Source organism: Streptomyces flaveus, assembly GCF_014647675.1.
In the GTDB taxonomy this organism is placed as follows: domain Bacteria; phylum Actinomycetota; class Actinomycetes; order Streptomycetales; family Streptomycetaceae; genus Streptomyces; species Streptomyces flaveus.
Map to the genome: position 1 here is coordinate 56,986 of NZ_BMPQ01000005.1, position 13,964 is coordinate 70,949.

Annotated in this window: 16 protein-coding genes; 10 read left to right on the forward strand and 6 right to left on the reverse strand. The window is 68.1% G+C overall.

Features of this window, described 5'->3' with window-relative positions; all coding sequences use genetic code 11:
• Window positions 1-667 precede the first annotated feature (667 nt).
• Window positions 668-1,015 carry a DUF1330 domain-containing protein gene (locus IEZ21_RS12175; RefSeq protein WP_189321902.1) on the reverse strand — a complete coding sequence of 116 codons (348 nt, stop codon included), beginning with the start codon at window positions 1,013-1,015 and terminating at the stop codon, window positions 668-670.
• Window positions 1,016-1,867: 852 nt separating this feature from the next.
• Between IEZ21_RS12175 and IEZ21_RS12180 the strand changes: the two genes are divergently transcribed.
• Complete coding sequence (locus tag IEZ21_RS12180) at window positions 1,868-2,182, forward strand: hypothetical protein (RefSeq protein ID WP_189321903.1); 315 nt, start codon at window positions 1,868-1,870, stop codon at window positions 2,180-2,182.
• 161 nt (window positions 2,183-2,343) lie between these two features.
• On the opposite strand, the gene IEZ21_RS12185 is transcribed toward IEZ21_RS12180, so the two are convergent.
• The 3 genes from IEZ21_RS12185 to rox form a co-directional block, all read right to left on the reverse strand.
• A complete protein-coding gene (locus IEZ21_RS12185) occupies window positions 2,344-2,742 on the reverse strand; it encodes a PIN domain-containing protein (protein ID WP_189321904.1) in 399 nt (132 codons plus the stop codon).
• Complete coding sequence (locus tag IEZ21_RS12190; RefSeq protein ID WP_189321905.1) at window positions 2,739-3,017, reverse strand: hypothetical protein; 279 nt, start codon at window positions 3,015-3,017, stop codon at window positions 2,739-2,741. Before IEZ21_RS12190 ends, IEZ21_RS12185 begins: the two co-directional genes overlap by 4 nt.
• Before the next feature lie 109 nt (window positions 3,018-3,126).
• Window positions 3,127-4,572, reverse strand: a complete 1,446-nt coding sequence (gene rox / locus IEZ21_RS12195; protein ID WP_189322252.1) for a rifampin monooxygenase — start codon at window positions 4,570-4,572, stop codon at window positions 3,127-3,129.
• Window positions 4,573-4,841: 269 nt separating this feature from the next.
• Here rox and IEZ21_RS12200 point away from each other — a divergent pair, with 269 nt between their 5' ends.
• Window positions 4,842-5,399 (forward strand): tellurite resistance TerB family protein, encoded by a 558-nt coding sequence (locus IEZ21_RS12200; protein ID WP_189321906.1) that lies wholly within the window; start codon window positions 4,842-4,844, stop codon window positions 5,397-5,399.
• 267 nt (window positions 5,400-5,666) lie between these two features.
• On the opposite strand, the gene IEZ21_RS12205 is transcribed toward IEZ21_RS12200, so the two are convergent.
• Window positions 5,667-6,329, reverse strand: a complete 663-nt coding sequence (locus IEZ21_RS12205; RefSeq protein WP_189322253.1) for a lysophospholipid acyltransferase family protein — start codon at window positions 6,327-6,329, stop codon at window positions 5,667-5,669.
• A 326-nt stretch (window positions 6,330-6,655) separates the two neighbouring features.
• Here IEZ21_RS12205 and IEZ21_RS12210 point away from each other — a divergent pair, with 326 nt between their 5' ends.
• From IEZ21_RS12210 to IEZ21_RS12245, 8 genes are all read left to right on the forward strand, one after another.
• Complete coding sequence (locus tag IEZ21_RS12210) at window positions 6,656-6,937, forward strand: ferrous iron transport protein A (RefSeq protein WP_189321907.1); 282 nt, start codon at window positions 6,656-6,658, stop codon at window positions 6,935-6,937.
• 175 nt (window positions 6,938-7,112) lie between these two features.
• On the forward strand, window positions 7,113-8,078 hold the full coding sequence (locus IEZ21_RS12215) for a CPBP family intramembrane glutamic endopeptidase (protein ID WP_189321908.1): 966 nt from the start codon (window positions 7,113-7,115) through the stop codon (window positions 8,076-8,078).
• A gap of 91 nt (window positions 8,079-8,169) precedes the next feature.
• Window positions 8,170-8,835: an RNA polymerase sigma factor gene (locus IEZ21_RS12220; RefSeq protein WP_189321909.1), complete on the forward strand. Its 666-nt coding sequence runs from the start codon at window positions 8,170-8,172 to the stop codon at window positions 8,833-8,835.
• Complete coding sequence (locus IEZ21_RS12225; protein WP_189321910.1) at window positions 8,832-9,380, forward strand: hypothetical protein; 549 nt, start codon at window positions 8,832-8,834, stop codon at window positions 9,378-9,380. The genes IEZ21_RS12220 and IEZ21_RS12225 overlap by 4 nt, the downstream gene beginning before the upstream one ends.
• Before the next feature lie 120 nt (window positions 9,381-9,500).
• Entirely contained in the window at window positions 9,501-10,832 is a 1,332-nt protein-coding gene (locus IEZ21_RS12230; RefSeq protein WP_281399434.1) for an acyltransferase family protein, read from the forward strand.
• Window positions 10,833-11,157: 325 nt separating this feature from the next.
• Window positions 11,158-12,426 carry a DUF6183 family protein gene (locus IEZ21_RS12235; RefSeq protein ID WP_189321912.1) on the forward strand — a complete coding sequence of 423 codons (1,269 nt, stop codon included), beginning with the start codon at window positions 11,158-11,160 and terminating at the stop codon, window positions 12,424-12,426.
• Window positions 12,427-12,524: 98 nt separating this feature from the next.
• Window positions 12,525-12,962, forward strand: coding sequence for a DUF7674 family protein (locus IEZ21_RS12240; protein ID WP_189321913.1), 438 nt, complete (start codon window positions 12,525-12,527; stop codon window positions 12,960-12,962).
• A gap of 150 nt (window positions 12,963-13,112) precedes the next feature.
• A complete protein-coding gene (locus tag IEZ21_RS12245) occupies window positions 13,113-13,553 on the forward strand; it encodes a hypothetical protein (RefSeq protein ID WP_189321914.1) in 441 nt (146 codons plus the stop codon).
• 127 nt (window positions 13,554-13,680) lie between these two features.
• Here IEZ21_RS12245 and IEZ21_RS12250 read toward each other — a convergent pair whose 3' ends face one another.
• Window positions 13,681-13,929, reverse strand: a complete 249-nt coding sequence (locus IEZ21_RS12250; protein ID WP_189321915.1) for a hypothetical protein — start codon at window positions 13,927-13,929, stop codon at window positions 13,681-13,683.
• Window positions 13,930-13,964 lie beyond the last annotated feature (35 nt).

Genomic DNA, 13,964 nt, shown 5'->3' on the forward strand with positions numbered 1-13,964 from the left:
CGGGACGACCTTCCCGTACGCATCTCCAACCACTACTTCCGCTACTCGTATCCGCCGATCAACAGGCTGTCCGGGGCATGCGTAGCCCACATCCGCAGGCTTGAAAACAGGCGTTTCTGGCCAGGCGGCACAGCCAAAGCCTTTTGGCATTGGGCCGCTTTGGCACACGGCCCGCTGAAGAGGATGGCTGATCCCTTCACTTCCACCAGGTGTGGCATCCCTGAGTGCGGCTGTGATCCGGGCTACTCCCGCGATCACCTTGAAGCGATCATGCATGCCTTGCCCAAGAAGTCGGCACGAGAGCTACGCACGCTTGTCTGGGATCTCGACTCCAAGATCCTCAGACGAGCCAAAGTCGTCCGTGCCTATTCACCCGACGTCCCGTGGTGGCGAGATCAGCTATAGGGACCTGCCGAAGGTGCCCGTGCCTCATCCGTGCCCGATCGTGCGGGGAACCACGGTGGCAAGTGGGCCCCGAGCAGCACAACGGCCCCTGACCATGTCTTCTGGTCAGGGGCCGTTCACCTGCGGTGGGTGTGGAATTTGAACCCACGGTGACATCGCTGCCACGACGGTTTTCAAGATTACTCAAGCGGATTGACTCGACCATTGAGACTCCGCCGACCTCAGTTCGTCGTCTGCCGCTGGGCCCGGCCGAGCCCGAGGGCTACTCGGCAGGCAGGGCCTCTCGCATCGCCTTTGCGGTGGCAGTCGGGTCGTAGCCCTCCGGGACGCCTTCGACCAGGATGATGTCGCCCTCGATGTGCCGCGAGCGCAGCGGTGCGATCTCCTGGTATGCGGGTGAGTCCCACCAAGCCCGCGCCTCGGCGATCCCGGGGAAGCCAATCAACACGACATGCCCGGGCCAGTTGCCCTCCTTCACCTCGTGCTGCGTGGCGTGCACGAGGAAGCGTCCGCCGTACGGTTCGAAGGTGGCGGGGATGCGCTCGACGTACTCAACGATCTCCGGGTGCGGAGCGGCCTCTTGCAGGTGAGCTATGGCATAGGCGGGCATGGCGTCCTTCCGGTCGGTCGAGCTCCGTACGCCGGGAGCATGGCATGCCGACGCATTGGGGTCGATGACCTGACAGGTAAGCGGACCCCGCCCGTACCCCGGACTGGCCGCGCACATGCCCCCTGCGTGCCCGATCGGACGGCGAATGACGGGGAACAACGGGGACCGTCGGCGAGCGTTCTGGGAACGCACAGGTCAGCGTCTTCTCAGGTCAGGCCCAGCCTGGTTACGCGATCTTCCAAACTGGTGCTCCGATACCCCGTTGCGCCGAGCCTGACTCGGTCATCGAGCCCCACTGTCTGCGGGTCCCTGACGCTCACTCACTCGTCCCTTGGGGCACAAGCACGCTCAACCGGTAGGTAGTCGGGTGCTTCAGCCGCCCGCACAGTGTGTCGATTCGCACTCGGGAGGGATCGGTACCAGGTCGTTCCTCTTGGAGGCTGCGCAGCCTCGCCCGGAGCTGGTCGGAGTCCTCCGTTTCGCAGATGACTTCCCAGCGCCATCCGGCCGCCAGGGCCGCGGAGGCTCGCTGGCGTTCCTCGCGTACTTGCCGATTCCTCTTCCTCTGTCCAGGCATAGGCATCACCATGACGGCTGCCAATTCCCCGGACAACAGCGACGACGCGTTGCAACAGCCCCTGAGTGTCCAACTGCGTGACAACGCCTGCGTACAGCGATGGACATGGGCGCACACCAGCGGACCATGGCAGCAGGTGCGGGGCACCCTGGCCCATGGTCGAGGGCCCTGAGGAGTTGCTTCGGGACGAAGAGGTCACGTGTCACAGTCCGGGTTGCGATGGTCGGCGACGACTCTCCGTTGCCCTACAGCCCTGGACGCCGCATCCTCGGCGTATGCCGGTCTCTCCTGACACCCGCGGCCTCTGCCAGTCCGTCTTTGAGCCGGGCCAGGTAGAGCTGGCCGTCATGGCTCTGGAGACCTACGCCGGGCCAGATGAGGCGTGGATTCACCAGGCCGCGATCAGGCTCAGCGATGGGCAACTTCACCGTTTGGCCCACTGGTTGAACTCCGCCGAACGAGAACTGGGCACCTTCCGCTGGTACGCCGGCGAACCCGCGGACGTATCACTCGAATCGCACCGGTTCGCAGTCGAGTTCATCAACGGACTGATCGACAAGGATGCCCCCAGGCCACCAGAGCCACACTAAGCCGCGTGCCATACGCGTGCCAGATCGTGCGGAGAACCACGGGGAACAGCGGGAACTGGCCACGCGTGCGCCCCGAGTTTCGACACCGCTCAGCCGCAGGTCAATACAGAAACTGCCGCCAAAGAACCCGAGCTTCCCAAGCTGAGAGCGCGAGAACGAGATCAGACCTTCTCGGCCTTCACTCGCGGATGCTCGGCGGCAAGCAGGCCGATGTCCTCGACGTCGGAGGTCAGGATCGTCACCCGGCCCGGATGCTGCAGCGCGGTCGCGCACAGCATGGCGTCGATGGCGTACTTGTGGCCATGCAACCCGGCTTCGCGCAGCAGAGCGGCGGCGGACTGGGCCAGAGCCTGGGTCACCGGCTCCACGCGCAGAAGCGAGAGCGTCCACCGCAACGCGGCGTCGTTGATCCTCGGATGGATCACCTCGACCAGCACCGCGGCCGAGGTGACGACCGGGAGGTCCGCTTCACGGGCCGCCGTCAGCCACTCCTGCACCTCCCGATCCCGCTGCACAGCCTTCGCCAGTCCCTCGCTGTCCAGGACCAGGGCACCGCTCACGCAGCGGCTCCCGCTCCGGGGGCGCCCCCGGTGAGCCGGGCCCGCTTCGCCGCCACGGCCTCCGGGTCGGCGGGCCCGTGGACCTCCTCGAAGCCCGCGATCAACTCGTCAAGGTTCTCCCGCTCGATCTGCCGCTGGGCCGCCTTCTCCAGATACGCCGACACACCTCGCTTGCCGACCCGCTCACGGATCGCGTGCAGGGTGCCGGCGGTCAACGTGACGGAGATGCCACTACTGGGACCGTCGCCAGGCGGGAAGTCCGTGTCCTCATCCATGAACCCCACTATGGCATTGAGAATGCCATAGTGCGACCACCCCGCAGCAGCCAGCCCCATCCACCCGACCGCCGACCGCCCGACCGGCGGCAACGGGCACAGCTCCCGATCAACTGACGGCAGCGCCGAACCACTTCGGCAGGTGGCTGAGCAGTTCCTGCTGGTCCTCGCCGACCCACGCCACGTGGCCGTCCGGGCGCAGCAGCACCGCGGGCACGTCCTTCGTGTCGAGCGTGTCGGGTTCCTCGCTGACGTCGATGACGTGGTCGATCCGGTCGGCCCATCCGGTGACCGAGAGCCGACCGGTCCGGTCGAGCAGCAGGCCGCGGCCGTCGTGCATCCGCTCGTAGAGGCGGCCCTTCTTCAGCTTGATGTCTCGCAGGCGTCGGCCGAGCAGTTCGTGGCCCGCGCCGAAGTCGTAGCGGACCGAGATCGCGGTGATCTTCTCGGTCAGGTACCGGTTCACGTCCTCGAAGTCCATCAGTTCCGACAGCAGTCGGCGTACTGACTGGGAGCCCGGATCGGTGGACACCAGCACCGTCTGTGCGCGGGTGTTGTCCAGTACGTCGGCGGCCACCGGGTGCCGTTCGGCGTGGTAGCTGTCCAGCAGCCCCTCCGGGGCCCAGCCGCTCACCTCGGCGGCCAGTTTCCAGCCGAGGTTGAACGCGTCCTGGATGCCGAGGTTGAGGCCCTGTCCGCCCAGCGGCGGGTGGATGTGCGCCGCGTCGCCGGCCAGCAACACGCGGCCGGTCCGGTAGCGCTCGGCCAGCCGGGTGCCGTCGCCGAAACGGGACAGCCAGCGCGGTGAGTGCACGCCGAAATCGGTGCCGGCGTACACCCGTAGCTGTTGCCTGAACTCCTCGAGGGTCGGCGGGACCGTACGGTCCTCGGCCATTTTCTCGGCGGGTACGACGACTCGGTACGCCCCGTTCCCGAGGGGCCCGAGACCGAACCGCTTCTCGGTCTCTCGGACTTCCGCGACGATGGAGGCGATCGTCTCCGGGGCCTCGGTCACCTCCATCTCGCCCAGCAGTGTCTCGGCCCTGGCGGGCTCGCCGGGGAAGCCGACGCCGAGCAGCTTGCGCACCGTGCTGCGGCCGCCGTCGCAGCCGACGAGGTAGCGCGAGCGCAGTTGCGTGCGATCGGCGAGTTCGGCGGTCACGCCGTCCTCGTCCTGGCTCAGCCCGACCAGTTCGCAGCCGCGCCGGAGCTCGGCGCCGAGCTCGGTGGCGCGCTCGGCCAGCAGGCGTTCGGTGACGGGCTGCGGGATGCCGAGGACGTACGCATGTGAGGTGTCCAGCCGGTCCGGCGACGGCTTGGGGATGCCGGCGAAGAAACCACCGACCGGGTACTGCTTGCCGAGCGCGAGGAAGCGCTCCAGCAGACCTCGCTGGTCCATCACCTCGATGCTGCGCACGTGCAGGCCGAGCGCGCGGACCACCGGGGTCGGCTCCGGCTCCTTCTCCAGCACGACCACGTGCACGCCGTGCAGCCGCAACTCGGCGGCGAGCATCAAGCCGGTCGGTCCGCCGCCGGCAACGATCACGTCGATCATCATTGTCCCCCATTTCCGCAGGTCCTGGCCTTGGCCGGGTAATTCTGCGGTACGACGGGGGCCTTGTCGCAAGCCCCCCACTGCGCTATACGTTGAGAGTGGCAAGGAGTGGGTGACCCTCCTTGCCTTTCCTTTTGGCCCGCCATCTCGCGGTGCCGCCGTTGCCATGGAACTTCGGTGGGTTGGGGGGAGTTGGCGATAAGGACGTGCGGAACGCACGCGGACGACCGTAGTGACAGACGACATGGGCTTAGGCCGAGGTGGCACGGATGGCGATGTGGGACAAGATCAAGGACCAGGCCAAGGGTCTGCAGCAGGCGCAGGGGTCGAGGGGCTCCGGTGGACACGGGCATAGTGGCTCCCGGTCCTCCCGATCTTCCGGGGGATCGAAGGCCCAGATGGTGAGCATGCTCAAGTCCCAGCTCACCTCCCTCAAGACGGAGTTGAAGAGCGGCTCGTACCGGGACGCCAGCATGGCCATGTGTGCCCTGGTCGCCGCAGCCGACGGGAGCGTCGACCCGGCCGAGCGGCAGCATGTGGAAGGGCTGATCGTCCAGAACGACGTCCTCCAGAACTTCCCGCCCGAGCAGCTGCGCCAGCGCTTCAACAAGCATGTCGACCAGCTCGCGTTCAACTTCCAGCAGGGCAAGACCGAAGTCCTGCAGGAGATCGCCAAGGCCGCGAAGAAGCCGACGGAGGCCAGGGCGGTCGTACAGACCGGCTTCGTCGTGGCGGGTGCGGACGGGTACATCTCGCCCCCCGAGGAGCAGGTCCTGCGTGAGGCGTGCTCGGTACTCGGGCTGTCCGCCCAGGAGTTCGGCCTCTGACGAGGCGTACAGCCGTCGGTGACCGGACCGCTCCCGCGCGTTTACGAGCGGACGGTCACAGCCAGGGCGGAAGGGTCACCGGATCGGGACGTGCCGCCCGGCCGGTGGTCCAGACCAGCAGGTTCGCGGGCCGGGCCTCGACGACGGCCACGGTCACGGCCGGAGCCTCAGCCGTCGTCGGCCCGAACTGTCAAGTGTGGTCCCGGCCGGACGAGTTGAGGCAGGCCGGTGGGCAGCCGGGCGGGTGGACGGGGCGGGCGGTAGGGCCTATGCGGCAAGTGCGGCGGGCTCGCCCAGATGAGAGGCGGCCCTCCGCCATGCGGTGGTCACCGCGGTACGGGCCCGTGCCGTCCCTGCGATGCGGTCGCCGGTCAGCTCCAGCGGTGCGCCCACGTGCACGTGCAGCTCCGGCCGGCGCAGAGGGGCTGTGACGAGGCCGGCGAGCTGCTTGACGGCGCTGCCCGAGGTGACTCGGCGGGCACCGGCCTGGCCCACGGGTACGACGGGGGCGCCGGTGCGCTCGGCGAGCCGGGCCAGGCCGCTGTGGAAGGTGCCGGGTGCCGCTTCCGCAGCGTCCTTGCGGCGGGGCAGGCCCCCCTCGGCGTAGATGAGGACCAGCCGTCCCTGCTCCAGGGCTCCTGCCGCAAGGTCCAGCGCGGCCGAGGCGCGCTGGTCTCCGCGGAAGACGGGAATGTGTCCTTCGCGGGCGAGAGCGCGCCCCAGCAGCGGGACGCGCCACAGTCCTGCGGCCGCCATGATGACCGGCTCGGCGCCGAGGCTGCGCAGTGCGGCGACCACGATGGCGGGGTCGGCGAGGGAAGTGTGGTTGGCGGCGATGATGCTGCCCGGCGCGAGTTCGGCGCCGGGGTCGGCGGTCACCGACAGGCGGCCGACGGTGGGCACCAGGATGTCGGCGATGCGGCTGAGCATGAGCGTGCTCCCGGTCTCGACAATGTTGATCTTCATCGTCGCGGACGGGCGCCGACCAGGCCTGAGTCGTCGTACTCATCTTCTCGGCCGGCCTACCCATGGTGGACAGCCGGCTTCCCGTGGACCGCTGACGTGCAGTACGTGAACTGACACGCAGTACGAGGCGAGCGCCGAAGTTTCGGCGCTCGCCTGCCGGGCTCGCTGGAGGAGTTGCCGCGCTACCTCGACCGGGACCTGCTCGTCTGTCGCGGACCTGACGGTACGATCTACAAATGTCAAGCAACGTTGACACTGAACGTGAACGACGGCCTCTGAGGGAGGACGAAATGAATCTCGAGCGTCCGGAGAACGCCTGGCCGGCGGGCACACGTATCCGTGTCATCCAGGACCCGGCTTGGGCCGGACCGTGGCCGGTGGAGTTCTGTGGAACGGTGGACGATCTGCGTCCGCCGTTCCCGGTGGACCACGCGTCAGCGCGGGAAGGCGAGCTCGTCTATTGGGTCCGCTTCGACGAGCCCCAAGTCGACAGTGAGGGCTGCGGTCCCTACCGCAGTGCGGAGATCTGGGACCGCTACCTGATCAGGGAGGAAACGGAGCCGGTCGGGTAAGGCGCTGTCCCCACATCCGTCGAAATCTGATTCTGCTCTCCCTCAGGTCCTTCGGACGCCACCCTCCGGGTACAGCCTGCTGTACCCGCGGTTGGGGCGTGCGCGGCAATGATCTCCGGAGCCGTGGTTGGTGTGCTGAACACGTCACATCAGCCGTCTCCGAAGGGACACCACGGTGAGTTCCCGAGCACGCGTCATACCCGTCACCATCGACACCCGACCGGCACCCACCGGCCCGGAGGAGGGCCGCGGCAGCCTGCGGGGCAGCATCCGCCGCAGCCCCCTGACCTGGTTCTTCTCGCTGGCGTTCCTGTTGAGTTGGGCGGCGTGGACACCGTACGTACTGTCCGAGAACGGCCTGGGCGTCTGGCACTTCGCCTTCCCCGGGGCCGGCGGCAGCTCCCAACTGCTCGGCGTTCTGCCCGGCGCCTACCTCGGCCCGATCACCTCGGCCCTGCTGGTGATCGGGGTCACCGAGGGACGCCCGGGGCTGCGGGCCTGGCGCCGCCGGATGACCAAGTTCAAGGTCAGCTGGCGCTGGTACGCCGTGGTGCTCGTCTCGGTGCCCGCCGCGCTGACCCTGAGCTCGGTCGCACTGGCCGACCGCGGTCCCGAGATGCCGTCCGCCGTGGTGCTGGCCGCGTTCCTGCCCGGCCTGCTCCTGCAGATGATCACGACCGGTCTCGCCGAGGAGCCCGGCTGGCGCGAGTTCGCCATGCCGCGTATGCAGCGCCGCTACGGCCCTGTGATCGCCACCCTCATCGTCGGTGTCCTCTGGGGTGTCTGGCACCTGCCGCTGTTCCTGAGCGACTGGGGCGGCTGGCCGGACGTGAACGCCACCGAGCCGCTGAAGTTCGTCGGCTCGGCGATCGCCCTCAGCTTCGTCATGACCTGGGTGTTCAACCGCTCCGGCGGGAGCATGCCACTGGTCATGCTGCTGCACTGCGGCGTCAACAACTACATCTCCATCGCCTGGTCGGACATGTTCCCCACACTGTCCTCCGACGACACGACACACGCCTTCCTGCTCAGCTCCACCACCGCGGCCCTCATCTTGCTGGTCGCCACGCGCGGTCGACTTGGTTACGCGCCCGACGCCACGAAGGCCGCGAAGGCTGCGAACGTCACGCAGCGTCTGTAACGCTTTCCGCGCCTCGGACCAAGAACAGGTGAAGTGCCGTAGGAAGCAAGCCCGGAGTACGTCCGAACGCCCGAGGAGAAGGAGCCGCCGAGTGGATGGCGCGGAACGGATACGGGGTGGGCCCGCCGCGGCGGCACGTGACCCGGAGCTCTTCGAAGCGTTCTACCGGCGCCATGTGGACGCGGTGCTGCGTTTCGTGGCCCGGCGCGTCGACGACCCGCACACCGCGGCGGACCTGACGGCCGAGATCTTCCTCGCCGTTCTCGACTCGGCCCACACCTACCGCCCGCGCCTGGGCAGCGAGACGGCCTGGCTGTACGGCATCGCCCGCAACATCGTCTCGTCGGAGCGCCGCCGCGTGGCCCGCGAGGCCGAACGCGATCTCCGCTTATCCGGCAGACGCCTGCTGGAGGCCGACGACATCGCCCGCATCGAGGACAAGCTCGACGCGGAGAGCCCGGGGCGGCGCGTACTGGCCGCCCTCGCGAGGCTTCCCGAGGGTGAGCGGGCCGTCATGGAGCTGATCGCGGTGGACCAGCTCACGGTCACGGAGGCCGCTGCCGCGCTGGGGATCCGCCAGGTCACGGCTCGGGTGCGACTGCATCGGGCGCGGAAGGCGCTGCGGGGGGAGGCGGACGCCAAGGCCAGGCCTGAGGGGGACTTCGAGGTCGCGGCGAATTCCAAGGTTGAGGCGGAGTCCAGGGCCGTGGAGATGCCGGACGCATCGCTGCTGTACGTCATCAGGGGAGAGGCATGAGTACGAGGCCGACTTTCGAGGACCGGCTGCTCGGCGAGCTGAAGCGGGAGATCAAGCTCCGCGAGCCCGAGCCGAACCCCTCCGCGCGCCGCTCGTTCACCTCGCGCCGGATCGCCGTTGTCGCGACGGCGTGTGCGCTGGCTGGGCTCGCCGTTGTGTTCGTACCTGGTTCGGCGGCCGACTCGAAGGCGTACGCGGTGGAACCCCACGGCGACGGGAGCGTCACGGTCACCATCAAGGACCCGCACATCGGCATCGAGACCCAGCACGAACTCGCACAGCGGATGCGCCCGTTGGGCATTCAGGTGGATGTGGTCTGTGAGTCCGGGTCATGGGGCACCCCTGAAGTCCTTGATCTCAAGGCGATTACCGCGGAGGGCGTCGCCGTACCCCTCCGCGCCTGGTCAGTCACCCTGCATCGGGGCCAAGAGTTGGTCCTCGAGAACAGCCCCAGGCCGGTGCCCCTGAACGAGATCTCGCGCCACGAGGTCGAGCCCTGCGCTCCTGTGAAGCCCACCCCGCCCGGCAACTCGCCGACGCATTAGCCGAGGCGCATCTACGTGGAACCTCTCCCCTCCGCTCCGCCACGCCCAGAATCATCACCCTCCGCTTCTAATCAATCACCCAATGTCAACGCATCGCCCAACCCGCCCCGCTCGGCCTGGCTGGACGCCCTACGCGGCCTCGCCGCCCTCGTCGTGGTCTTCGACCACTCCGCCTACTCCTACATGCCAGAGTTCCGGCGCGAGCTGATGCCGGAGTTCAACACCAGCCGGTACGGCATCATGGTGTTCTTCCTGGTGAGCGGCTACATCATCCCCGCCTCGCTCGAACGCCGGGGCTGCGTCCGGACGTTCTGGATAGGACGGGCCTTCCGCATCTACCCGCTGTGGGCAGCCATGGTCATCACGTTCCTCGCCCTCAACCTGATCGGCATCGCGGAGAGCCGTACCGACTTCGGCGGACAGAGCGTCGCCACGATCGCCGCCGCCCACATCACCCAGCTCCAGGAACTGCTGGGGACGCCCAATCTCCTCCTCGTCCTGTGGACGCTCTCGTACGAGATGGCCTTCTACCTGCTGGCCGTCGCCCTCTTCACGGTCCGCCGGCACCAGCGCTCGGCAGCGGTCGCCGTCACCCTGGCGGGGCTCGCCGCCGTGAGCGTGACAGCAGGGGCAACGCTCCCGGCCGCCGCCCTCTCCGGCGCGCTCGGCACCGGCCCGCTGGTCGCGCTCGCCTCCATCACCATGGTGGTCGCCATCTGCTGCGCGAGCGCCAGCTCACCCCAACTTCGCGTATTCGGAGGCGTGTTGGGGGGCGTACTGGCCCTCGTCCTGGTCCCTCTCAACGGCACGGTTCCCCTGTGGGAAGGCCTGGTCATCCTCGCCGTCATGTTCCTCGGCACCGCCGTCTACCGGGCCGAGCACGGCCAGAGCACTTGGCAGTACGCGGTCTGCACGGCCGCCGTGGTGGTGGCCTGTGCCGTCGGGAGTGCGTATGGGCACGGCGACGGGGCCCTTTTCACCCGGCGCGGCTGGATCGCGGCGTTTCTGCTGGCCGTGCTCACCTTCGGCATCGGACTGGCGTTGCGCCGCCGGCGGATCCCGCGCCGGCTGACATGGCTGGGAACCATCAGCTACTCCGTCTACCTGGTGCATCCGGTGCTGCTGGCGGTGAGCGACGGCACGATCGGCCGGTGGCGGCGGGACAGTCTCGTACTCGAAGTGACGTTCTTCGCCGTGCTGTTGCCGCTGTGCGCACTGACCCACCGTTACATCGAAGCGCCGGGCCAGGCATGGGGCCGGAGACTGGCACGACGCGTTCGGCGACGTGTTGACGGCGGACACCTTCGCGCCGAATCGGTCGTCGGCCTCGGCGGTGCCGGCGGGGCACCGCGTATTCCTGCTGACGAGAGGGACAAGAATGCGCCCTGCCGAGCCGAGGTGTGGACGCGGCGAAGCACTGGGCCAATCACAAGGCGGAGTTCTCGGAGCTGACCTCGGCAAAGCAGTACGTCGATCTCGTCCACAGATACCGCTCGGTGGCCGACTCGCCGACGCCTCCAGCGGGCTACCGGGTCTGAGACCGCGTGCACAACAACGGCGACTCGGCGGGCTACGTCGTATATGAGATGAGCACCAACACTCTCGTCTCGTACGATGCCGACGGTGTTCCGAAGACCATGAACCGGCCCGCGCCGAGGAGCCCGAGTAATCCGCGCAGCTTCAGAACGGATATCTGGCCCACTCCGCAGGACTGTCTGCGAGCCCCGGGACAGCGTGAACGCTGGGCGCAGGAACCGGGACCCGTACGAAGTGAGAGATGACGATGTCGACGGAACAGGGATTCGAGCCGCCACCCGGCCCCGAGGAGGAGAGCGTCTGTCGTGTCTGCGGATACGGTTCGCCTCTGATCAACAAGGAAGCCCCGGGCCATGCCACGGCAGCAACTCTTGCCACCGCCGACGCGGCGTACACGATGTTCGTCGGAACGGCGATCGACCGCGAGGTTTCCGCGGGTCGGTTCGCCTGGGTCGGTGGCCTCGGTGAGGAGATCGCCGCCTGGGCCGCCGCCGGGAAGGACGTCCCGTCGCAGCACGGACAGATCCTGGACCGCATTCTGCATGCGCTGGCGGCTCATGCGGGGCGCGACAGCCTGCGTACGCTGCTGCGCTTACCGGCCTATCTGGGAACCGTGGCTTCCGGGCGCCTGCGGGCCGAGCGGTGGCTGGCTGCCCTCGTCGCCGATGGCCACTGGATCGAGGACATCGTGGAGTTGGTGTTCGCCGAGGAGGCGGACTCGGTCCATTCCCGGGAATTCGCGGCATGTCTTCTCCACGAACTGGTGCTTACCTCCGGGCGCGTGGAGGAATACCCGACCCTCTGTTCCTTCGCCGGTGAACTCGTCGACGAGGGCCACCCCCTCGCGGCGCTGCCACTGAGCCTGCTTCCGGCGGAGCGCGGCCTGCGCAGGCCGCCGAACGCGGACGACACCTGGACCTGGTTCGTGCCTCCAACACCCTTGGCCGTGTTCGACGATCCCGAACTCCACGCCTCACCGCCGATGCGGCAGCGCACCGCGGACATCGACATGACGGAGATCTCGACCGATGCCGTGGCCGAGGTCATGGGCGCCGCGGTACGGCACTGGTGCTCCGAATCCAACGGATTGGTCGCAGCGCAGGAGTTCTGGTCGCCGGACCCGGTCGCGCCGGACGACTTCGCGGCCGTCTTCGAGCGTCTTCCGCTGACACCCTGGCTTGAAGGGGAGTCCACGGCCCAGCTGTATGCGTCGACCTCCGACTCGGTGCTACGGGTCCTGCTTTCCGCGGCGGTGCGCTCCTCGGCCTACGGGTTCGGCGTGTACGGCGCGTACGGAAGGCTCGCCACCTGGCGCTCCCTTCGCGGCCTGACCGGCGCCCCGGCGGACGCGCCGCTCGCCCGCGTGGCGGAACTGGTCGAGCAGGCAGAGTGGTTCCGTATCGCCACCACGTCCGACTGGTTCCACGAGGTGGCCTGGGACCTCGCTGTCGCAGCCCTGCGCCCCGGCCGCCAGGAGATCGCGGTGCTGGCAGCCACCGACACCGACTGACCCTTTTTGCCGTACAACACAGGGGCGGCCTTGGCTCAACGTGTGCTGTATCCCGCTGGATTCGATTGATGCGTACAGAACGCGTGGAAGGGACTGTGATGTCGACCCCCGACTGGTTCAGGGAACTACTCGAAGTCAGTGACGTGCTGGCCGCCGAGGACCGTGCCCGTATCGCGGCCTGGCAGGGAGGCTCCGGAGCCGACTCCGACGAGCCACCCGCCGAGGAGGCCGAGGACGACGTCCCTCCGCTCACCGTACGCCTGGGGGATCTCGGGACTGTGACCGCCGAGCGGTCGGCCGAGCTGACCCCCGAGCAGACCCGGCAGGTGTTCCGGATCCTGGAAGAGGTCATGACGTCCGGCAGCGAGTACGACGGCACAGCGGTCGCCACAGGCTTCTTCGAAGCGCTCCTCAACGCCTGGGACAACGGCTTCGATCTCCGGGCGGTCTGGGACGACGTGGGCCCCGAGTCGCGGGCCTACTGCCTTGCCTGGAACAAGTTCGGGGACGTCGAGTCACCGGACTGGATGCGCTGACGCGGCCTCGGCCTGAGGACTGCAGGGACGTCTCCGGCAGCGGCGGCAGCACAGTTGCCGCTGCCGGAAGCCCGGAATCCGCCCAGTTCACGAAACCGGGGCGGTTCGCTTTCCCCACACCCGTCGAAGAAAGGGATACGTGACCCACCAATGCGGTTCTCCCCTGACGACGTGGTTTTCCGCGTCCGCTTCAACCTGGAAGAGGTGACCACCGCCGAGGCAGCGCTGCACGCCTGGCTGCCCCTGGTCGCCGAACTCCGCCCTCGCGCATTGGAGTTCGAGGAAGCAAGCCCGGACGGTCTGCGCCGAGGCTTCGTAGCCAACATGCTTGTCGTTTCCCCTCTCACGGGAGCAGGAGACGTGCCGGACCGGCTGCGCGCCTCGGTGAAGCCGCTCATCGAGCGACTGGGGATGGACGCGGCGAAGTTCGAGGTCGACGAGGAAGGCAACCGGGGTTTCGTGGACTCGAAGGACGCCGAAGGCATGCCTTACGGCGCGTACCTCATCTTCGCCCTGATCGGCGAGGACCCCTTCAACCCCGAGGGCGAGGAGATGGACTACGAGGACACGGGCGAAGACCTGCTGCCCTGAGCCCAGGCTTTCCGAAAGCCGTCGCCTCCTCACCGGAGGCGACGGCTACGCCGCGTCTGCCACCCGGCCGACACGACGCGTTCGGTCGCCGTGGCCGGAAAACGACCCCACGTCAGGTGCGTGGCCCTCAGCGACCGCGCGCGCCCCCGGCCCCGGCGGGCGGGCCCGGGCGGTTGGGCACATGGTTGGGTGCCTGGTTGTACCCACCAGGATCGACGCCGCTGGACGGCTGCTCCGGTTCCGACATCCAGGGGATGTCGACGACCCCCAGCCCGTGCAGCAGGCCCCCCAGCATGACCAGCACGATGCACGCGATAAACGCCGCGCAGTACAGGACCAACAAGGCCTCACCGAGTAACGACCATGTGAGCTTCATCGGCGCTCTCCCCCAAGTGCGCTCCGAGCCGTAAA